This is a genomic window from Armatimonadota bacterium, from assembly GCA_023511795.1.
Lineage (GTDB): Bacteria > Armatimonadota > UBA5829 > DTJY01 > DTJY01 > JAIMAU01.
On the sequence record JAIMAU010000007.1, the window covers coordinates 40,421 to 60,678 of the forward strand.

At 47.3% G+C, this 20,258-nt stretch carries 19 protein-coding genes; 6 read left to right on the forward strand and 13 right to left on the reverse strand.

Annotated features, from left to right (window positions below; all coding sequences use genetic code 11):
- Window positions 1–3: 3 nt before the first annotated feature.
- On the forward strand, window positions 4–843 hold the full coding sequence (ccsA, locus tag K6T99_07905; GenBank protein ID MCL6519741.1) for a cytochrome c biogenesis protein CcsA: 840 nt from the start codon (window positions 4–6) through the stop codon (window positions 841–843).
- A gap of 76 nt (window positions 844–919) precedes the next feature.
- On the opposite strand, the gene K6T99_07910 is transcribed toward ccsA, so the two are convergent.
- Both K6T99_07910 and K6T99_07915 read right to left on the reverse strand, forming a co-directional pair.
- Complete coding sequence (locus K6T99_07910; GenBank protein MCL6519742.1) at window positions 920–1,615, reverse strand: hypothetical protein; 696 nt, start codon at window positions 1,613–1,615, stop codon at window positions 920–922.
- A 62-nt stretch (window positions 1,616–1,677) separates the two neighbouring features.
- Window positions 1,678–3,129 (reverse strand): beta-galactosidase, encoded by a 1,452-nt coding sequence (locus tag K6T99_07915; protein MCL6519743.1) that lies wholly within the window; start codon window positions 3,127–3,129, stop codon window positions 1,678–1,680.
- Window positions 3,130–3,576: 447 nt separating this feature from the next.
- On the opposite strand from K6T99_07915, the gene K6T99_07920 reads away from it, so the two are divergent.
- Together K6T99_07920 and mraZ are read left to right on the forward strand one after the other, a co-directional pair.
- On the forward strand, window positions 3,577–4,248 hold the full coding sequence (locus K6T99_07920) for a hypothetical protein (protein ID MCL6519744.1): 672 nt from the start codon (window positions 3,577–3,579) through the stop codon (window positions 4,246–4,248).
- A 20-nt stretch (window positions 4,249–4,268) separates the two neighbouring features.
- Window positions 4,269–4,697 (forward strand): division/cell wall cluster transcriptional repressor MraZ, encoded by a 429-nt coding sequence (gene mraZ, locus K6T99_07925; protein MCL6519745.1) that lies wholly within the window; start codon window positions 4,269–4,271, stop codon window positions 4,695–4,697.
- 197 nt (window positions 4,698–4,894) lie between these two features.
- Here mraZ and K6T99_07930 read toward each other — a convergent pair whose 3' ends face one another.
- Window positions 4,895–5,182, reverse strand: a complete 288-nt coding sequence (locus K6T99_07930; GenBank protein ID MCL6519746.1) for an antibiotic biosynthesis monooxygenase — start codon at window positions 5,180–5,182, stop codon at window positions 4,895–4,897.
- Between the two features lie 170 nt (window positions 5,183–5,352).
- On the opposite strand from K6T99_07930, the gene K6T99_07935 reads away from it, so the two are divergent.
- From K6T99_07935 to K6T99_07945, 3 genes are all read left to right on the forward strand, one after another.
- The gene (locus K6T99_07935; GenBank protein ID MCL6519747.1) at window positions 5,353–6,840 is read left to right on the forward strand and encodes a hypothetical protein; all 1,488 of its coding nucleotides are present in this window, start codon (window positions 5,353–5,355) and stop codon (window positions 6,838–6,840) included.
- 325 nt (window positions 6,841–7,165) lie between these two features.
- Window positions 7,166–8,554: a sulfatase-like hydrolase/transferase gene (locus K6T99_07940; GenBank protein MCL6519748.1), complete on the forward strand. Its 1,389-nt coding sequence runs from the start codon at window positions 7,166–7,168 to the stop codon at window positions 8,552–8,554.
- 139 nt (window positions 8,555–8,693) lie between these two features.
- On the forward strand, window positions 8,694–9,122 hold the full coding sequence (locus K6T99_07945) for a DUF892 family protein (protein ID MCL6519749.1): 429 nt from the start codon (window positions 8,694–8,696) through the stop codon (window positions 9,120–9,122).
- A 66-nt stretch (window positions 9,123–9,188) separates the two neighbouring features.
- Here the strand turns inward: K6T99_07945 and K6T99_07950 are convergent, their stop codons facing one another.
- The 10 genes from K6T99_07950 to glgA form a co-directional block, all read right to left on the reverse strand.
- Complete coding sequence (locus K6T99_07950) at window positions 9,189–10,220, reverse strand: bifunctional metallophosphatase/5'-nucleotidase (protein ID MCL6519750.1); 1,032 nt, start codon at window positions 10,218–10,220, stop codon at window positions 9,189–9,191.
- Between the two features lie 86 nt (window positions 10,221–10,306).
- The gene (locus K6T99_07955; protein MCL6519751.1) at window positions 10,307–11,005 is read right to left on the reverse strand and encodes a matrixin family metalloprotease; all 699 of its coding nucleotides are present in this window, start codon (window positions 11,003–11,005) and stop codon (window positions 10,307–10,309) included.
- Between the two features lie 100 nt (window positions 11,006–11,105).
- A complete protein-coding gene (locus K6T99_07960; GenBank protein MCL6519752.1) occupies window positions 11,106–11,360 on the reverse strand; it encodes a hypothetical protein in 255 nt (84 codons plus the stop codon).
- A 120-nt stretch (window positions 11,361–11,480) separates the two neighbouring features.
- Window positions 11,481–14,162 carry a pyruvate, phosphate dikinase gene (gene ppdK / locus K6T99_07965; protein ID MCL6519753.1) on the reverse strand — a complete coding sequence of 894 codons (2,682 nt, stop codon included), beginning with the start codon at window positions 14,160–14,162 and terminating at the stop codon, window positions 11,481–11,483.
- A gap of 107 nt (window positions 14,163–14,269) precedes the next feature.
- Window positions 14,270–15,109 carry a hypothetical protein gene (locus K6T99_07970; GenBank protein ID MCL6519754.1) on the reverse strand — a complete coding sequence of 280 codons (840 nt, stop codon included), beginning with the start codon at window positions 15,107–15,109 and terminating at the stop codon, window positions 14,270–14,272.
- Between the two features lie 15 nt (window positions 15,110–15,124).
- Window positions 15,125–15,868, reverse strand: a complete 744-nt coding sequence (gene mazG / locus K6T99_07975; GenBank protein ID MCL6519755.1) for a nucleoside triphosphate pyrophosphohydrolase — start codon at window positions 15,866–15,868, stop codon at window positions 15,125–15,127.
- 34 nt (window positions 15,869–15,902) lie between these two features.
- Window positions 15,903–16,583: a nucleotide pyrophosphohydrolase gene (locus K6T99_07980; GenBank protein MCL6519756.1), complete on the reverse strand. Its 681-nt coding sequence runs from the start codon at window positions 16,581–16,583 to the stop codon at window positions 15,903–15,905.
- A complete protein-coding gene (locus tag K6T99_07985; GenBank protein MCL6519757.1) occupies window positions 16,583–17,566 on the reverse strand; it encodes a peptidyl-prolyl cis-trans isomerase in 984 nt (327 codons plus the stop codon). The genes K6T99_07980 and K6T99_07985 overlap by 1 nt, the downstream gene beginning before the upstream one ends.
- A gap of 61 nt (window positions 17,567–17,627) precedes the next feature.
- A complete protein-coding gene (locus K6T99_07990) occupies window positions 17,628–18,422 on the reverse strand; it encodes a FliA/WhiG family RNA polymerase sigma factor (protein ID MCL6519758.1) in 795 nt (264 codons plus the stop codon).
- 318 nt (window positions 18,423–18,740) lie between these two features.
- Window positions 18,741–20,243: a glycogen synthase GlgA gene (gene glgA, locus K6T99_07995; GenBank protein MCL6519759.1), complete on the reverse strand. Its 1,503-nt coding sequence runs from the start codon at window positions 20,241–20,243 to the stop codon at window positions 18,741–18,743.
- Window positions 20,244–20,258: the final 15 nt, after the last annotated feature.

Below are 20,258 nucleotides of genomic sequence, written 5' to 3' on the forward strand. Positions count from 1 at the left end.
GATATGCCTGACAATAGCTTGTTAATCAAATTGGCAGCGGTTCTTTTTGGCTTGGCGGGCGTATTTTATATTTGGCGGGTTTTTGTGTGCGAAACAATTGGTAGACTTGCATCCTCAATTCCCATCATCGGTTCTATTATCCTTTGCTTCGGGGTGGTCGGTCGCAGTATTGAGATGCAGCAAGTGCCGTTTACCAATTTGTCGGGAGCGCTAGCGTTCATGGCCCTGGCCCTAGCTGCAATATATCTTCTTATGGAGCAGCGGCGGCGGATTGGGGCGCTTGGAACCTTTGTATTTGGAATGGCAACAATTGTACTTCTGATTAGTATTTTTATGCCCCAGCAGATAAATTTGATCCCGTTACCGGCGCCAGCAAACCTTTGGGGCATGATACACTTTGGGGCGAGCTTGCTGGCTTGCGTTGCTTTCACTCTCGCTTTTTTCGCTTCAATTACATACATGCTTCAGGAGTACATGCTCAAGAGAAAGCAAATCACTCGGTTACAGAGGCATTTGCCGTCCCTGGATATGATGGACGATTTAGCATACCGAATGGTGACGCTTGGGTTCTTACTGCTCACAGTCGGAATTATTGCGGGTGTTTTATGGGTCCAATCTACTTTGAGAGAGATTTTGATCTCGAAAGGCATCTGGTTTTTGATTACATGGCTTGTCTATGCAGCCTACCTTCATGTGCGAGTAGTTCGTGGGTGGCAAGGGAAATGGTCGAACCGACTTTTAGTTCTCGGATTTGCGTGCATTTTTGCTGGCTTTGTAAGTATCTTCGTTGCTTACTTAGGAGCAGATTCTACCTATTTTAATCTGCATAGATTTGAGAGGTAATCTATGCGGAGACCTCGTCGATTGTGTTCACGACTTTGCTTCAAGTCGCTTGGACAACGGACACCGAAAGCAATTCTTAAATTTTAATCCGTGCTTTCCCTTCTTCGTAACATTGGGGACAATAGCCGTGTGAGATAGCAATGTCGTGTTCATTACCGAGGTAAGCCTCTGGTGAGACCCATTGGCCATCGGAGCGGCGAATCTTGCCACAAACACAACAAAACGTAAGCATTGAGCCAAGGAGCCTTTTCTGGGTGAGCTCAAGGAGATCTGCTTGAGGCTTTCTTATTTTTTCAAACCGAAGTATGCTTTCATATCCATTTATTTCTTCAATATATTGACCGGATTCCACAATAACTTTATAGCCGCTTTCAGCTAGTGCAGCTAAAATCAACGCCCAAAGTGGGCACGGAGCGGTTCCTCTCTCCCAAGATTTTTGCTCGTTCCATATTTTGCCGCCGAACTGATTGTATTCGACCATTCGATATCTATTGTTAGGTAAATCTTCGAGCTCAATTTTGGAAAAGAACCCGCACGACGTAGCAAATTTTATGAGATTGCAGTACAGCTTCCAAGGGTCGGGATCGCGGAAAGATACTTTCATTTTTTCTTCAATGTAGCGCAAAAAGAAGCTCCCAATGGCCAAATACATTGCTTCTTCGCCTTTTGCGCCGAATAGCCTGTGGCATACTTCACCAAGCCCAAAGAAATAGCCCTCCATTAGGTCTGGTAGTTTTTCTCGTCGTTTTGGTCCTTCGATGACCTGTTTCATGTTCCATTGCCCTTATGAAATCTGCTAATTAATAAAGCATTTTCATGATTTCTCAGCCATCCCTATGGTGCCGGCGGTGTTATGGGTGCGGGGGCAACCGGCGCTTCAGGCGGCGGAGCAGTCTCGGAAGGTGCGTCAGGATTAGCAGGCTCCGCAGGAGCTGGGGCAGACTCGGTTGCCGGCTTGGGAGGGTTATCGGGCGGTGTTGGCGTGTCAAAAGTAATCGGCGCTGAGGGAGCGGCTTCACGCCGGCTTGGGTCGTATATCATATCATAGGTGAAATTCATTAGCCGAGCAAATCCCTGGCGGTCAGGTTTGTCATAGATTGCTGATGAGCTGTCGCTCATCTCGTTCCAATTGTAATAACCTAAGCCATTTGCTGATATAGCACAGTCGACTGCAAATGCCGATGCTCTTTCAGGGGTTGAATCTCCGAAGAATCTGTAAGCAAGAATTAGTTTCTTTCCATCAAGTATCAAAAGGTCCTGTTCTTTCTTTACCGCATCAGACGAGATATTTCCGACAGTGCGAATCATGACAATGTCGGCGAAATTCACAATTCGAACTAGGTTTGCGTTGTTCCAGCGAAAAACATTCGCATCAGGGTGGTCGATACTAAAAGGATAGGCGACTTCGGCGAGGAAAAGGACATCCTTGTGCTTTTTCTTCACGCGTTGGGCGACATCCGCAAGTGCATCAGCAATTAAGCGTGCCCTGAACGTTACATGTTCGCGTACAGCCATCGGCATGTTTTGCTTATCTTCGAATGCATAATCAAAGATTGTCTTATCGCAAGGGTCAATCTCATCGAAGCTTTTATAGTTTGTCCCCCATTTTTTGTTTAATTCAGCTAAGTCATGATATGATGAGCGCATCCATTTGCGGAAATACGCATTCGTCTCTTCATCGAAAGAAAGGGGTAGCCCTTGTTCATTCCTCCAGCCAGTCTCAACACATAAGCCCACTACCGGAAGGAGCTTCCCACCGACCTTCACACGCAGCAAGGAGGGGTCATTGCCATACCTGTCTAGATATACTGACACATAATGCGCGAGTGCTTTTCTGAACTCGCCATCTTGAAATAAAATGCAGCCTTCTTCTACCTGCTTGTCTTGATTAACCGCTGGCTTGAGCTGTAAATGTGAGAATTTCATCAAGTTTTGGCGGTCTACAGCTTGGAGTTGAAGCCAGGGTAATATATAAACTTTCTCTTGCCCGGCCAACTTGTATTCGCGGTCAAGCCAGTACCAATCCCTATCTACCGCTTGACTTACTTCGTGGTCTACGCAGATTGTATTGAACCCAAGGTCCTTAATTTTCTTGAGTTCGGCGGCAAGAATTGCATCGTCGCTCTTCCAAGGGTCCCACCAATGCCCGAAGAAGTATATTGACTTTAAGAGTTGTCCATCTGGTAGTCTCAATGGGTCCTGTGGTCTGATTGGTCCTGCAAAAACAGACAAAGCAATGTTCAACGAAACTAGGCAAAGGGCGGTTTTAATGATTAGGGATTTCATGCAATCATCCTCCTGCACGTACGGCGAAAGCTTTATAAACTGTCGATAACGCAGCCGGCCCCGTATAATTACTGGCATTCTACCATGCGTTTAAGAGCAGGTCAAGGCGACAAATTTCAACGGTGATTATACTTAAAGGCTTTTTGAATGGATTGGGAACAAGTGAGGAAACGAACTAAGGCTTTTTTACCTAGTCTATTAAAGCTAATTCACAGCTCCAGATATAACCAAAATTATCATGCGAGGACTTCGATGATTGTAAATATCCTCTGCTTTTACTGGCCCTGTTCGCAGAAAGTTCACAAAGTTTTGCAATTACCGACATTGACAATTTGCCGTACCAGGCATAGAATTGGGGTGATAGGTGGTGGAAAGTGGTAAATTGTTCCACAAACGACCAGGAATGACCTGACTCGGCCAATGCAAAGAAAGGGAGGACAAATTTTGATGGCACCTCTCGCGATACCAGAAGGTGTGGTCACCGACATCCAGGTAGAAACTCAGCCGGCAGGTCTGACGGCCATGTACATGGTCGAGGCTCAGAACGCCGAGGAAAGCAAAGAGATAGCGGTCCTATTTAAGGAGTTCGCGTCAGCGGTTGACGTTGTGCAACTTTGTACAGGCAGGCTAATGGGCTATGCGGTGAGGGCACGTGACCAAGAGCAAAACCTCCTCCTAGACCAGATATACAAAGTAATCACATCTCGTTACCACGGTTTCGTAATACGGCAAAAGCCGATTGAACAATGCATGTTTGAACTTTGCCGCGAATTATGCAGGGACTACGGAGGAAAAATGTTAAAAATACCCACCTGCGATATCTGTGGGAAATATGATCCCTTCCCCAGTACTATCGTGAACCTATTGAATGAGCGCGGCACGACAATCGCTTCACGTACATACTGTGCCAGTTGCACAGCTGAATGGGGTGATAGCCCCAGCAAAGAGTTTCTGATTTCCCTCCTTCAGGCTGACAAACGTAATTTTGGTTCTTTGCTGGGGATGAATATTGTCAGGAAGCCTTTGCGACGAAAGCATACAATTGGAAGTAAACCATGCGGAAAATACCTTGCTTTCAAGATAATGTCTGATGCTGACCAGCAGTCAGCCATGGGGTAAACTTTTCGGGGGGCAAGCCCTTGTTTTCAGGAGCATACGCACATTCTGTTGACAGCAAGGGTAGAACAGTAATCCCTGCTAAGTTCAGGGCAAGGCTTGGTGAGAGGTTCTACATTACAAAAGGGATGCATGGATGCCTGTGGGTACTTTCTGATGAACAGTGGAGACAATTCCAACAGGCGCTTGCACCAAAATCACTCCTTGCCTCCCAGGCGCTTAAGCTTGAAAGGTTTTTCGTGGGCTCCGCGGTCGAGTGTATACCGGATGGCCAGGGAAGGATTTTGATTCCCCAGAACCTTAGGGATTACGCGGGAATCGACGGAGATATATGGATCGTGGGGCTCACGAACAAAATCGAGATTTGGTCCACCGACCGTTGGGAAGCATTCAATCGTGAGTTGACTGACGAAGAAATTCAGAGAATAGGTGAGAGTTTGGAGCTAGGCTAGCATTGAGGCTTGCCCGCATCGGAGGACACATAATAAAAAGCAAACAATCGGAAACTACCTGCGTCACACTACGTTATACCGGGCGGGATGTTTTTTTATGCTCCCCTTGCGCTGCCCGCCCGGCTTTTTTATCTTTGAAAAAACCCTGTTGCTGATTGGGACGACTTAATTAGGTAAAGAATCATGCGCATGATTCTTTACCTAAGGCCTCTATACACAATTCCCTTCCGTGGTTCGGCCATCCAGTCTGCTACTGTTTCCCGCCATCTCAAATAGTGAGGCGTGTTCTTGTGGGCAGCAGCATCCTCGGCAGTTTCGTAAGCCTCATAGAGGATAAATCGGGAAGGGTCATCCTCAAGCTGAAGCACATCAAATCGTACGTTGCCAGGTTCTTTTACAGACTCACGTGCGTTTTCAAGGGAGGCCTTGATAAAATCCTGGATATTCTCCGGCTTAACATGAACATGAACAAGAGTTACATACATAACATCAACCCCTTAAAAAATAACGATATTAAGGTGGCAGGCTGGTGGCTTTTAAATATGCCAGTACTTCATTTTACTCCAATTTTCTAAGCTTTCCTTCTTTGTTGACTCTTCAGCCTATATTCCATACAATGAAATAAGCACCTTATGGGTATTCGGAGGTCTTATTGATGAGTAATTTCTTGCTTAGCGTAGTCATTCTTCTTGCGGTTGCGCTGTCCGCATGCGCAGAGATACCAAAGCCTAAATACGATGAGCAACTTGCGGGGAAACCACCATTCCGCCGACTATTTCTAGACGCTATGGTAGTTGAGGAATCATCGGGCCTAGCAAGAGTTTTCCACTCGGCTGAAAAGCACGAGGGCAATCCAATAATACGAAAGGATAAGCCATGGGAGGAATGGGGGCCCTATCTCTACGGGACAATAATGCACGATGAGGGGAAGCTCAAAATGTGGTACCAAGCGATCGGCAACATAAGTGGACCAACAAGGGGTTTTGTATGCTATGCTGAGTCCCAGGACGGCATTAGGTGGACAAAGCCAAATCTCGGTGTTGTGGAATGTGACGGGTCGAAAGCAAACAACATCGTCGAGACCAACGAGAGCTTCCATATTCCGTGTGTGTTTAAGCTTTCCGACTCCAGCTGGGTCATGTATGGCTATGGTCGGGGCATTGGGCCGCACCTAACCTATTCTTCCGATGGCATACACTGGCATGATGCAACAACATCGCCCCTTTTTAAATCCTCAGACGTAATCAACTTTTTCTGGGATCCTTATGAAGAAAGATGGGCTGCAACGTATAAGACTCACAACCGCAGACACAGGGCAGTTGGTATCGTTTTTTCTGAAAATGGCTTAGATTGGAAAAAGCCGATTGATAGTGCAGTATTTGGCGCAGATGATCTTGACCCAGATGCTACTCAAATCTACGGCATGCCAGTATTTCCCTACCAGGGTTTATATATTGGCCTCCCATGGGTCTATCATGCCCGTTTCATCAAATACGGAAAGTATGAAAAACCTGAGCAAATGTATGAAGCGCAGGAGGGCAGTCCGCGGACGGTGGATGTACAGCTTGCTTGGAGTTGGGACCTGATAATTTGGACGCGAACACCCGAACGTAAGCCTTTTATTGCCCTTGGACCAGAGGGAAGCTTTGACTCCAAAGGCATTTATACCGCTCGCGCTCCCGTCATTGTTGGCGATAAGCTCTACTTCTACTATGGCGGCCATAACAGGATTCATGATGATGAAGGTGGTGAATGTGCTGCCATCGGGCTTGCCACACTTAGACTAGATGGCTTTTGCTCCATGCATGCCGACGAAAATGAAGGATGGTTTATAAGCCGCCGCGAGGTATTTAAAACACCGAAGGTGGTAATTAACGCAAAGGTTGGCCCGAATGGTTATGTGGTTGCAGAGTTGCTGGACAGAAACAACAATGTAATTCCAGGATTCTCAAGAGACCAGTGCATTCCTTTTAGAGGCGATGATGTCCGCCATGTTCTCTCATGGAAGAATGAAACATTCGCTAATAAATATAAAAACGCAGACAAGAAGATACGCTTTTTCCTCAAAAACGCCGATATTTATTCCTACATTCCGGTGGATATAGACACAAGCAAGGACTGGGACAACAGGAAATTGCATTAAACTCAATTCCACTTCCTGGCGCGTACAAATTGGTAAAAGGCTTCTGCAAAGTTGTGCAATCGAGGATGTTCTTGCCGAACCACAACCTTGCAGAGACACATCCAATTGACGTTGCGATGAAAAAAGCAACTTTTTGGATCCTTGATGTTGTTATTGGTCCCAATGAGAGGCAATTTTATAAGATGCTTGTATTTCCTTATCAGGTTTGTATATCGGCCTATGTTGGATGTGCCGTGGATGATTATACTAATCGGAGGAGCATTAGATACGTTTCGAATCCTTAGGGATTTCACTCTGGGCAATCAAAAATTAAGAGGTGAATGGAATGTCAAAAGCCGACCGACAAGTTTCGCGAAGGGATTTCCTCAAAACGTCGTTGGTGGGGGCAGCATTACTCGGGTTAAATGGCTTTTCTACCGACGCCCGGGCAGATGCCGAAAGGCTGCCGAACTTTATTGTTATATTGGCCGATGACCTAGGTTACAATGACCTAAGTTGTTATGGCTCTGAGTTGATTCACACGCCAAGGCTTGACCGAATGGCAGCTGAGGGAATGAGATTTACTGACTTTCACACAAGTGCGCCAGTATGCACGCCTACACGCGCTTCCCTCATGACCGGATGTTATCCGCTGCGGGTAGGACTCCCTGCAGTCATCAACTATCATAGCAAGATAGGTATCAGCTCGGATGAAACTACCATTGCCGAGTTGTTGAAGTCTCGTGGTTATGTGACGGCATGCATTGGCAAGTGGCATCTTGGCTGGCAGAAACAGTTTCTTCCGACTCGACATGGTTTTGACTATTACTTTGGCCTTCCTTACAGCAATGACATGTCATATAATGGTTTTCCTGTGCCGCTAGTTCGAAATGAGAAGATTATCAAGCAGCCTGCAGTGCAAGAAACTCTTACCGAGCGCTACACCGCCGAGGCAGTCAAATTTATTAAGGAGAACAAGGACCGGCCGTTTTTCTTATATCTTGCGCATACCTTCCCGCACGTTCCGCTCCACATCTCAGAAAAGTTTGCAGGCAAGTCAAAAAGAGGGCTGTATGGCGACGTTGTCGAGTGCATTGATTGGAGCACTGGCGAAATATTAGATACGCTCGCACGGCTTGGATTGGATAAAAACACATTAGTTGTCTTTACCTCCGATAACGGTCCATGGCTGACGAAGAAAGAGCACGGCGGCTCTGCATTCCCCCTGCGCAACGGCAAGGGCTCAACCTGGGAGGGTGGAATGCGAGTGCCCTGCATAATGCGCTGGCCTGGGCAAATTCCTGCTGGAACGACATGCGATAAGCTTGCGACTGTTATGGATTTTTTGCCAACCTTTGCACGGCTTGCAGGAACCCATGTGCCAAGTGACCGTGTCATTGATGGCAAAGATATTTGGCCACTCATGAGAGGCGATAAGGATGCGATTTCGCCGTACGAGGTGTTTTATATGTATCGCGTCGAACGGCTAGAAGCCATAAGATGCGGCAAGTGGAAGCTTGCGCTACCTAGGCAGGAAGTAGGCACGAAGGAGAACATACCTCTTTCGCTTTATAATTTGGAAGAAGATATTAGTGAGACAACCGATGTCTCGAATATGTACCCAACCATCGTCAAGCGCCTCCAAGCATATGCCGAACGCGCTCGTGAAGACCTTGGTGACTCATTGACGGGTGCAATTGGCAAAAACCGCAGGCCGCCGGGGAGAGTGGATTAATGGGTTGTTTTCAGTTTCGCATATGCTAATTATGGGTATCCTTCACCAGGAAAATTTCCGCGGAGGGATTGCTATGCATTTAAAGACGATGAACGACCTTTTCTGGGAAGAGATGAGGGACTTATATACAGCAGAATAAATGCTCGGTAATGAGCTTTCTAAGCTGGCGGCAGAGGCTTCGAATGGTTGCTTGAGGGATAGCCTCCAAAGCTTTGCCAACGATTCCCAAAGGCAGGTGGAGAGGCTTCGACAAGCATTTATGATGATGGGTCAGCCCCTTGAGGTTGAGGAATGCAAAGGCATGGAAGGACTAATTAAGCAGGCAGACTATATGGTCGAGCATGCGGCGGACCCAGAAGTTAGGGATGCGGCCATAATCTCCGAAGTTCAAAAGATGAAGCACTATGAGATTGCGGCTTATAGTAATATGCGAATCTTCGCCGATAAGCTTGGCATGCAAAACATAGCTAGCATGATGGCAGACGCATTGTATGATGAGCAAAAGATTGACAATGAGTTAACTTCGCTTGCCGTTGGAATAATTGCATCTAAGGCGATAGCGGCCTGAGTAAAACCACAACCCACAGTTGCAAAGGTAAGAGTTAAAGGGCGGGTTATTCCCGCCCTCATATCATTACTTACTTGCAGAAGCCGGGGGTTTGGGAATGCGCTTTTGGAAATTGCGGATTATCCCTGTGATTTTTGGGTCTTCTGGGATTGAGTTGTTGATGGGCACTAGCTCTCCTTTACAACTCATTAAGGTATAGCGGTTCGTAATTCTGTCTCGATGGAAAATGAGGCGCGTTTTCCCGACATATATTCCGTAGTACCATGCTTGCGTGATTGGGACAGCCCCTATCCAAAACGCAGTTGGCTGGCCGACAGCGGTCATTTCTGGTTTGTCGAGTCTGGTATGAGTGTGGCCCCCGAGAATAATATCAATACCAGGAACCGCTTTTGCAAGGGCTTTGTCTTTTGAAAATCCGAGATGACTCAATAATACAACTATATCGGCTTTCTCTCTGAGTTCCGGTACAAGCTTTGAGGCTACTTCTGTTGGGTCCAGCGCCTTTAATCCAAGTTCGGGGCCAGATAAATATATATTAGGCTGTGTTTCCACTAGGTTGTTTGTGAGGCCAAAAATTGCTATTCTTATGCCGTCAACTTCCTTAATTACGTATGGTTCTGTAAACAGTTTACCGGTGTCCTTATAGACAACGTTTGCACAGACCCAAGGAAATGTCGATTCGCGGAGGTTCCTAAGCAAATCACCGGAGTGCCACTGGAAGTCATGATTCCCAGGCACCATCGCATCATAACCGATTGCATTCATTACAGCTACAATCGAGCCGCCACGAAAGGCTCTGGCCAGGGCGCCGGAGCCGTGGGTGGTATCACCAGAATCAACGACAAGAACTGGTGTTTGTTTCTCAGCGCGTGTTTTGTTTATGATAGTAGCTATACGAGCCATGCCGCCTACATCTTCTATTGCAGGTCTGTTGCTTTTCGCGTCGGCTGGCAAAGTGAATGGCAAGTCATGCAAGTGCAAATCATTTGTGGAAATGAACGTAATCTCTAGATATCGTGGTTTTTCAGCGGATGCAGTAGTGGCCGAGATAATTAAGAGAACGAAGAGTAAGAAATAGATATTGCGTTTAGACCTCAATTTTACCTCCGAATGTGATGATAATTTAGGGATTTTCTATGTGCATTATATGCAAAAAACCGATTCTTGTGCAAGGACTGCATAAGTTATTCAATGGTTACAGTGCGTATGCTACTTGGCATCGAGCGGCTGGGTTCTGAGAGGGTGAAGGTGCGGCCAAAATACGATGGATAGGCGGTCATAATAGTGTTTAGGTCTCGGACTGTAACGGTTTGTGGCTTGCCGAGGGTTATCGTTGAATAAAGCAAATCCTCAGGGTATGGACTGTGTCCATAAATTCCTAGCGCGTGGCCTAGCTCATGGGCAATTGTTGCTTGAACATCAGCAGCTGATGCATATCCTCCGCTAGGCAAGTCAATTGCAATCTTAATTGAAGCCGAGTGAAGAGTATTTGACGAATCGACCTTACATTCTGTGCGCCCAAGAGTCTTGTCTCCGAGCTCGCTCTGTTTGACAAATGTAATAGTGGCGTCGGCTGGGCTCCCCGGAGGCACGACTTTGACTAGAGGTTGCATTCCGGGCTGGTTCCACTCGTTTGCTGCATCAATGTAAAGGTTCTGGTTTGATGGGTAAATCTGCGCCCAGTTAGTTGGAAGGTAGACAGCAACAGTCATTGGTAGATGGTTCCAATGAAAAAGGCCTTCGAGGGAAGACACATAATTTGGCACAAATAACTGGTCGTTTATTGGTGGGGGAGTTGAACTGCCTCCGCCACACCCAACAAGGTATGGCAGTATTACAAAGAGGGCGATTGCGAGAAAGCTTCTCGGTATGCGCTTAGCCATTTTTTTCTCAGCGATAAGGAATCTTTCCGGGGCTATCCCTGCTACTGCTCAAAGTGTACCAGATATTTGATGTTAAGGACAATAGAAAAACAAAAGTTAGTTAGGTTTGATTGCGATATCGCATCCAAAGAGCCAAATCAGCGCCAACCATAATTGCGTTCAAAGAATATAGAGCAATTACAGGGTCCGGGTTGTAGATTATTTTGTGAGCTATGCCGGAAAGGTAGCCGATGGTGATAAGCGTTAGGAAAATAGCGCTTTTTCCGCCAACATTTTTCGTTTTGATTGTCTTGTATAGAGAAAATGGCCAACTTGCTCCGAAGCATAGGAGCATAATCGTTTCAAAGATGCTCATAGTTGTTGTTTATTTGAACCCTCTGTGTGTAATTTTTAGCTTTTATTGACCTATGTTTGAAGAAAAGGGCGGGTAAGAGGGCCCGCCCTTGGTTTTTATTCCTAGCTTCTCACTTTTGGCTTATTTATCTCGGGCTTCGCCTCCCCCGCGCTCCTCAATAACTGCTTGTGCGGCGGCTAGGCGGGCAACGGGGATTCGCCTTGGCGAGCATGATACGTAATTAAGGCCAATTTTATGACAGAATTTCACGCTTTCTGGCTCGCCGCCGTGTTCTCCACAAATGCCCAACTTAATATTCGGGTTGACGGCTTTTGCATCTTCCACACATATCTTCATCATTCGGCCGATGCCTTTTTGGTCGATAGTCTCTGTTGGGTCGGTTTTGAAAATGCCTTCCTTGAGGTAGACTGGCAGGAATCGGCCAGCGTCATCGCGCGAGATGCCGTAACCCATTTGAGTAAGGTCGTTTGTGCCGAAGCTGAAGAATGCAGCTTCCTTTGCTATCTCATCAGCGGTTAAAGCAGCGCGCGGGACTTCGATCATTGTGCCAAACGAATAATCCACATCTATTCCTTCTTTTGCCATCGTATCTTTTGCGACTTTATCGAGCCGCTCTTTTATCCAAACCAGCTCGTTCACAACCCCCACCAGGGGTATCATTATTTCTGGATGAACGTCTATGCCCTCTTTCTTGACTTCGCATGCCGCGCCTATAATTGCGGCGGTCTGCATGCTAACAATACCAGGGAAGTAGATTGAGAGGCGACATCCTCTTAGTCCGAGCATTGGGTTTGCCTCGTGCATCTCCGATACTTTTCGAAGCAGTTTTTCTTTTTCCGGGAGCTCCGGATTGTTTGGATCTTTGCACCTGAGCTCGGTTACTTCGACTAGCAATTCGTCCATTGGTGGAAGGAATTCATGAAGTGGTGGGTCAATTAGGCGGATAGTAACTGGCCGACCGCCCATTGCTTTGAAAATGCCGACAAAGTCTTTGCGCTGGAGTGGCTCGAGGCGGTCAAGAGCCCTTTGGCGAGTTTCTTCATCCTCAGCCAAAATCATTTCGCGCACTAAAGGCACGCGGTCGCCGAGAAACATATGCTCGGTGCGACATAGGCCAATACCTTCCGCTCCAAGGGCGACTGCATCTGCCGCATGTTCTGGCGTATCCGCGTTCGCACGCACGCCGAGTCTGCGTACCTCGTCTACCCATGCCATAAAGGTGCCAAAATCGCCCGTAACACTTGCGGGCTCTGTTTCGAGCGCAGTGTTGTATACTTCGCCCAGTGTGCCGTCGATTGTAATTACATCGCCTTCTTTGATGACTGTGCCGTCAACGTGAATTTCACGCTTAGCTTCGTCTATGTGGAGGGCGCTACATCCGCAGATTGTAGGTATGCCATATTGGCGAGCAACTAGGGCGGCGTGGCTTGTGCGTCCTCCGCGTGCTGTCAAAACTCCGACCGAAGCAAGCATGCCGCCAAGATCGTCGGGGTTGGTTTCCTCGCGGACAAGAATAACTTTTTCGCCTGCTTCAGCCATTTTGATAGCCGTCTTCGAATCAAGTGCTACCTTTCCGGAAGCGCCGCCTGGCCCTGCGTTAAGTCCCCTGGCAAGCGGCTTTGGACGCTCGCTGGGGGCAGCTTTGATTCTCGGGTTAAGGAGCTGTTCGAGCGCTTCAGGTGCAACTCGCATAAGTGCTTGCTCCTTCGTGATAAGTCCCTCATTTACCATGTCAACGGCAATTTTTACAGCCGCAACGCCGGTTCGCTTGCCAGCGCGACACTGAAGAATAAAAAGTCGGCCTTTCTCAATGGTAAACTCAATGTCCTGCATCTCCCGATAGTGCTGCTCTAGTTTGCGAGCTATCTCTTGGAACTGGTCGTGAATATGCGGAAATTCACGTTCCATTTGCTCAATTGATTCGGGAGTGCGCACGCCGGCAACAACGTCTTCTCCCTGGGCGTTCTTTAAGAATTCTCCGAAGAGTTTGTTTTCGCCAGTAGCTGGGTTACGCGTGAACGCCACGCCGGTACCGCTGTCGTCGCCCATATTGCCGAAGACCATCGCTTGGATGTTGACGGCGGTGCCAAGGTCATGAGGTATTTTTTCGCGGTTTCTGTAGATTATCGCTCGTTCGTTATTCCAGCTCTTGAATACTGCAATAATTGCCAAACGAAGCTGTTCGAGAGGATCGCCGGGGAAATCTCGCCCTATAACCTCTTTAAAGTATGCTTTGAATTGGCTGACGAGCTCTTTAAGGCCGGCAGCATCCACATCTGTGTCTACTTTTGCTCCAAGCTTCTTTTTAAGTTCATTGAAGATTTTCTCAAAGTTCTCTTTTTTAAGCCTGGGATATTCGCTAGAGAGAACGATATCGGAGAACATCATTATGAAGCGACGGTAAGCGTCATAGCCAAAGCGCTCGTTGCCAGTCGCCTTGATGAGCCCCTGAAGGGTATCATCGTTCAGGCCGAGGTTGAGAACTGTGTCCATCATGCCGGGCATTGAAAACTTTGCGCCGGAGCGGACGGATACGAGCAGCGGGTTGTTTGGATCGCCCAGCTTTTTGCCCATATCCTTCTCGACCTCGGCGAGAGCGGCCATAACCTCTTCCCAAAGGCCATCGGGAAGGCGGCCGAGCTTGAGATACTCGTTGCATGTTTCGGTTGTGATGACGAACCCAGGCGGGACAGGCAGGCCGATATTTGTCATTTCACAAAGGTTGGCCCCCTTGCCGCCGAGAAGGTCCCTCATCTTCGCGTTGCCCTCGCGGAATAGGTAAACGCGTTTCTTGTTAGACATGAGTCATCCTCCTTGTGTTTTATTTAAAATTTGGATATGCGCATCATTAGCTGATGCATGCTGGCAGTTATGTTATCTGTTCGGCAGTCGATATTTCCGCCGCCAGCTTATTGTATGGTAATTTTAATCGGTCCTGCGCTTGGCCTTGCATTTCGGTCGGCCAGTGTAAGCATTGCAGTGACCGAATACTCACCCGCCGTCAGCTGTGTTCCCTGGCTTCCTGTTTGTCGCCAGGTTTCTCGAAAGCTCTTCGATTCTCCAGCTTGCAGGGTCAGTGATACAAACGCTTGGGTGAAGGCTTTGCCTTTTGACCAACGCCAGACTTCGCGTCCGCCTTGAGTGATGACGAAGTCATACATTTGGCTTGAAGAGAAGTTATATGTCACCGGTGCGGTACCTACGTTTGTGATTGTGAAGATGAGAGTTACCGGTTGACCTTTCCGGTAGGTTTCCTTATCAGCCTCTAAGGTTAGCATTATGTTGCCATGCATGCTTGTGCTCTTTGGCGGTGTACTTGGCGTCGGATTTGGGATGGGAGCCGGTATGTATTCCATGCTACGGCTTATCCCATAAATTAGCCATTCACACCCCTGAATGACACCGGACATTAGTTTAGCACGTATCTCATCTCCGGGCAACAGGTAGTAAGCTGCCAAAGAGTCTATATTTCGACTATCCTTGTAATCAATCTGACTGCCGCTTTTCCAGAGGTAGTTTTCTGCTGTAATAATCCGTGCTCCATACGATGGGTTGAGTACTTTGTGGTTTGAGCTTGAATTAACCCGAAGCTCGAGCTTCGCACGCGGAAACTCCATTCGTCGAATGCTCAACACAGTTGCTTTGATGTCGGAAATCTCGCTTGTGGAGAAGAATTCCCTTGATTGGGCGAACCCAGCCGTAGACACCCATAAAAAGATGGCTACCCAAGGTACAAATTTTGATGACATTACAGGCACCCCTAATTAGGTTGCGTTTTTTGCTCTGTCCCAAATAGCATCCATTTCTTCGATACTCATTTGACTTAGTTGTCTGCCACTTGATTGTGCGACCTCTTCGATTTGTTTGAATCGCTCGATAAAGCGGTCGGTCATTCGCCTCAATGCATCTTCAGGATCGACTTTTGCCCACCTAGCGACGTTTACTACAGTAAAGAGGAGGTCGCCAATTTCATCGGCGATTCTTTCTTTATTGCCGACTTGTATCTCGTTTTCTAACTCAGAAATTTCCTCGCGAACTTTTTCAAGGACAGCATGCATATCAGGCCACTCGAACCCTGCGCCGGCGGCACGTTTTGAGATTTCCATAGCACGTGCAAGGGCTGGAAGCGTCCTAGGCACACCGTCTAGGATTGATTTCCTTTTTTCATACCCAGGCTCGCAGGCTTTGATTTCCTCCCACCGATGGAGAACCTCTTCCGCGCAGGCAACTTTTACATCGCCAAAAACGTGTGGATGGCGGCGAATTAGCTTTTCGGAGATTGCCTCGAGTACGTCCTTGATATTAAATACTCCCTCTTCGGCGGCAATCTGGGCGTGAAAAATAATCTGAAGCATTAGGTCGCCTAATTCAGTTTTTAATTCAGCCAAGTTGCCAGCATCAATCGCTTCTAGCACCTCGTATGTCTCTTCGAGTAGGTATTTTTTCAGCGTCTGATGAGTTTGCTCCCGATCCCATGGGCATCCATCCGGCGCTCTAAGTTTTTCCATTATGCTGACGAGTTTCTCGAAGGATGTTCCTACATTATCGTTCACTTTGGTCTCCCATTGGCGGAATATATACTGTTGTCAGGTGATCGAATTCATATCTGTCAAGCTCAAAAAGTGGGATTTCGCGCACCTCTTGTTCTGGCGTTCCAGCGGCGGAGATGATGCTAATCTGATAGTCGTCTGGATATACTTCCATAAGAGCGAGCTTTACCTCGGATGCAATAAGCTTGTCGTAAACTTGGTAAATTAGATTACCCATCTCAAGGTCAGGCCTAACCTTGCCAAGAGCCAAGGCATCGAGGATTTTTAGACCCTCGCCAAGAACAATCCCAAGTGCCTCTAGAGACGCTTCGATAAAACTTTCTGAGCCAACTATCCTTATAGGTATTCTTTTATTGGAAGCCTCGCGCAGGAGGATTCGCACTGATTCTTCACCGATAAGTGGGTGACCCGGCACTGCGTATACCACTTCAGCTGAACGGCTAGCCTCTTCGAGTACTAGTTTGGCAATGCGCGAATACACTTCGTCAAAGCTTTTCGCCGATTCATAAATATTATCGAAGGAAATGAATTTAATGCCATCCTTTGCCAGACCATTTATAGCAGGATGCCTGGATGTGCGCACAAAAACAGTGGGTGCAGACCGGATAGCTTTCCGCGCACCCACCGAGATTTGTTTATAGTCGGATGGCCCAAGGCCAACTACGGTGATCACTACTTCTTCTGAGCCGCAGGGTTTGATGTCTGCTGTCCTGGGATAGGCTGAGCCTTCGGAGGCTGTAAGAACCGCCTATATCGTTCGATGTTAATCTTAATATCCGATTCGTCGCGGAACTTATTGAGCATTGATTCAAGGTCGTTCTTCTTTGAGCCTCGCTCTATCATCAGCTGGTTCCAAATACCGTATTTTACTTGTTCGAACGGCTGGACCTGCTTTGGCTTCTTTTCAAGTACCTTGAATATCACGTATCCATTGCCGCCAAATATTGGCTTTGTATATTCGCCTTTCTTTTTGCTGAGGACGGCATCTTGTACTTCCTTAGGAAGCTCAGGGTCGCCGCGGACAATTGCTTTTCTTAGACGCCCGCCAACTGCGGCGGATACGCGGTCAGTAGACTTCTGCAGCGCAACCGTCCCAAAGTCTACCCCCTTTTGAAGAAGTGCGTAAGCTTCATCGGCGGTCTTCTTGTCATCTGTAAATATGGCGGCAACCAATGCATATTCAGGTTGAGTGTAAATGGTGTCTTTATGCTTTTCATAGTATTCGCGAACTTCCTTATCGGTAACTTTGACTCCGCGAGTCACGAGGTTGAAATGTGCTTGTTGAACTCTAAGAAGGTCCCTAGCTTGTTCTTGGGTAACGCCAGCCGCCCGTAGCCTATTCATAAAGAATGGCTGTTTTTTTGCGTGATTGTACCGTTCTTCAACCTGTTTGTCGGTAGGAGGTACATGTTCTTTTTCAGCGAGCCCAAGTAGCAGTTGTTCGTTGATAAGATCGCGTAGCACTAAAAGACCCACTTCTTGCTGCCCGTTTGGGGTGTCAATCAGTGTTCGTTCCAACCTGTTGTAATAATCCTGCCTGGTGATTTTGTGGCCATTGACTTTGGCGACCGCTGCGCGACCGCATCCGCTTATTATACCTGCGAATATCAGGCCCGCAATTGCCAGAATTAATGCTTTCTTTTGCGCATGATTCATACCCTTGTTTTTCTCTCCTCTCGGTTTTGGCCGCTATTCTCAATTTTTGCGGCAATTTTTGTTAATGGAAAAGAGCAACGTCTCTGGAAAGGTAACCACGGAGTCTCAGCACCGCCTGAGTGTGAAGTTGATACACCCTGGATTCTGATACCGATAGAACCTTACCAATTTCTTTGAATGTAAGCCCTTCGTAATAGTATAGGGCAATGACCAGCCTTTCGCGCTCCGGAAGTCTATCTATTGCAGCTGCCAACGACCTTTGCATCTCCTTTAGTTCGACTTCCGCTAATGGCGCAGCAGCCTGGTCGTTTATCACATCTGACAAATGGATTCGTTCGTTGCCATCTGTGCTTACAATTACATCATCTAGCGAAAGGAGTGTGGCCCGACCACTATCGCCTAAAAGTGAATGTAGGTCATCTAGTTCGATTCCGAGAGCGTTTGCAACTTCTTCTTCGGTGGCAGGCCTTCCCAGCTTCATTTCAAGTTGTAGATATGTTCGCTCCAGATTCTTAACTCGTTCTCTTACCGATCGTGGCACCCAATCTTCCTCGCGAAGCATTTCGAGTATGGCGCCTCGGATTAATGCGATAGCGTACGTTTCGAACTTAACTTTTCTGTCAAGGTCATATTGGTCAACGGCTTTGATGAGGCCAACGACCCCCGCGCTAACCAGGTCGTCTCGTTCGACGTTGGGAGGTAAGCTAGTTACTACTCTCCCCGCCGTAATCTTGACGAGGTAGGAATACTGATTGATTAGCGCGTCTCGTGCGTTTTGGTCCCCGCCTTGCTTATACTTCCTCCAGAGCTCCTTGGTATCCGGGACCGTAGTTGTTCTGCTATCTTTATTACGCATGAGAATAGGCAGTGGGTTCCTCCGTGGAGGAACTATATAAATTTAAAATGTCAATATTTCTTCGAGTAAATGTAACCCCTCAGGCTGCAAAATTGCTTGCTAGTCGTGCGTAACCCCATCTGCCGGCTACCCACTGTGCAAAATTGTATACCACAATCATATTCTATGTCAACAATTAAACTTTTCCATAATATGCAAAGAAATTGCATATTTCGTTTGCAAAGGCAAAAATTTAAAGAATTTTCTAGATAAAAAAGCCGGGCCGGAGACCAAAGTCTACCGACCCGGGTGGCCGTCGAGATTATGTACCAATGCTAATCATGCAGCTGGACGTATTTCACCCATGCAATTTCGTCTTCGCAAAGAAACTGCTTCCCAATAGAGTTTTACGTATTCTTGTGCTGATGTGTTCCACGAGTAGTCACTAGAAAGCGCTCTCCGAACTAGCTTGTCCCATTCAGCCTTGTCTTTATATACCTCTACTGCTTGCTTTACTGCTTGGAGTAGAGCTGTAGGGCTATATTCGCAAAAGCAGAACCCATTCGAGTTAGGGTTGGATGGTTCGTAGCCAATTATTGTGTCTGCTAGGCCACCTGTTCTGCGCACGATTGGAATTGTCCCATACCTCAAGCTGATTAGCTGTCCAAGCCCGCAGGGCTCGAACCTCGAAGGCATAAGGAACATATCGCAACTAGCGTAGATTCTCTGTGCAAGCTTAACATCAAAGCCAATATTTGCCTTGACTTGTGATGGGTATTTCTCTTCCAATTGAGTTAGGAATTTCTCGTATTTGCGGTCGCCTGTGCCTAGAACAACCAGCTGCACACCAAGCTTCATAATCCTTGACGCTGCTCCTTTGATGAGGTCAAGGCCTTTCTGGTCAGCAAGTCTTGATACCAAGCCAATCAATGGGATGTTTGGATCCATTGGGAGGCCTAGCTCTGATTGGAGCTCTGCCTTGTTTTTTGCCTTACCTTCGGGATTGCTTGCGCTATAATTGAAGCGTATTCGCTTATCTGTGGCGGGGTCGAATTCTTCATAATCAATGCCATTAAGTATACCGCGAAGGCGTCCCAAACTGTTCATATAAGAGAGTAATCCTTCCAGCCGGCACCCATATTCAGAGGTTTGGATTTCACAAGAGTACGTTGGACTTACGGTAGTCACAAGGTCGGAGAAGACTATGCCAGCTTTTAGGAAGTTGACCTTTCCATAGCACTCGAGCTTGTCCATTGTGTAGAGCGATTCGGGAAGGCCGTAGTCCGCCAGGATTGAGGCGTCGAACTCGCCTTGGTACGCTAAGTTGTGAATGGTAAAAACCGACGCCGCTTTCCCCAGCACGTGGTCACTGTCATAGTAGACGCTCCGATATACCGGGAGCAGTCCAGTGTGCCAGTCGTTGCAGTGAATTACGTCGGGCTTCCATGTGGGTTTCATTGCACAAATTGTGTCCAGCACTGCCTTGGCAAAGAAAGCATAAGGCTCACTGCCAGGGATATAAATGCTTTTTGAATCCACACATTGCTCAAAGTATGGGGCGCAAACAAGGTACACTGGAATGGCGTCTCCGAGAGTTGTTTCTTTTATGGAAGTGCCCACATTCCGCCAGCCAAATGTTACATTTAGGTTCTTTATGCGTTCAGAGATATTATATGCTGGGTTATCTTTCACCATCTTGTAGCCTGGCATGGCAATTCGCACGTCATGCCCCATTGCCTTTAGTGCTTTTGGAAGCGACCCTGCCACATCTGCAAGGCCGCCTACTTTTGCAAATGGTGATACCTCTGCGGAAACAAATAGAACCTTTAGCATCTTGGACATTTTCTGCTCCTGACT

Bases quoted from the DNA above. Each gene is read 5' to 3' on its own strand.
- ccsA (MCL6519741.1), top strand. From the start codon at position 4: ATGCCTGACAATAGCTTGTTAATCAAATTGGCAGCGGTTCTTTTTGGC.
- K6T99_07910 (MCL6519742.1), bottom strand. From the start codon at position 1,615: ATGAAACAGGTCATCGAAGGACCAAAACGACGAGAAAAACTACCAGAC.
- K6T99_07915 (MCL6519743.1), bottom strand. From the start codon at position 3,129: ATGAAATCCCTAATCATTAAAACCGCCCTTTGCCTAGTTTCGTTGAAC.
- K6T99_07920 (MCL6519744.1), top strand. From the start codon at position 3,577: ATGGCACCTCTCGCGATACCAGAAGGTGTGGTCACCGACATCCAGGTA.
- K6T99_07930 (MCL6519746.1), bottom strand. From the start codon at position 5,182: ATGTATGTAACTCTTGTTCATGTTCATGTTAAGCCGGAGAATATCCAG.
- K6T99_07935 (MCL6519747.1), top strand. From the start codon at position 5,353: ATGAGTAATTTCTTGCTTAGCGTAGTCATTCTTCTTGCGGTTGCGCTG.
- K6T99_07940 (MCL6519748.1), top strand. From the start codon at position 7,166: ATGTCAAAAGCCGACCGACAAGTTTCGCGAAGGGATTTCCTCAAAACG.
- K6T99_07945 (MCL6519749.1), top strand. From the start codon at position 8,694: ATGCTCGGTAATGAGCTTTCTAAGCTGGCGGCAGAGGCTTCGAATGGT.
- K6T99_07955 (MCL6519751.1), bottom strand. From the start codon at position 11,005: ATGGCTAAGCGCATACCGAGAAGCTTTCTCGCAATCGCCCTCTTTGTA.
- K6T99_07960 (MCL6519752.1), bottom strand. From the start codon at position 11,360: ATGAGCATCTTTGAAACGATTATGCTCCTATGCTTCGGAGCAAGTTGG.
- ppdK (MCL6519753.1), bottom strand. From the start codon at position 14,162: ATGTCTAACAAGAAACGCGTTTACCTATTCCGCGAGGGCAACGCGAAG.
- K6T99_07970 (MCL6519754.1), bottom strand. From the start codon at position 15,109: ATGTCATCAAAATTTGTACCTTGGGTAGCCATCTTTTTATGGGTGTCT.
- mazG (MCL6519755.1), bottom strand. From the start codon at position 15,868: ATGGAAAAACTTAGAGCGCCGGATGGATGCCCATGGGATCGGGAGCAA.
- K6T99_07985 (MCL6519757.1), bottom strand. From the start codon at position 17,566: ATGAATCATGCGCAAAAGAAAGCATTAATTCTGGCAATTGCGGGCCTG.
- K6T99_07990 (MCL6519758.1), bottom strand. From the start codon at position 18,422: ATGCGTAATAAAGATAGCAGAACAACTACGGTCCCGGATACCAAGGAG.
- glgA (MCL6519759.1), bottom strand. From the start codon at position 20,243: ATGTCCAAGATGCTAAAGGTTCTATTTGTTTCCGCAGAGGTATCACCA.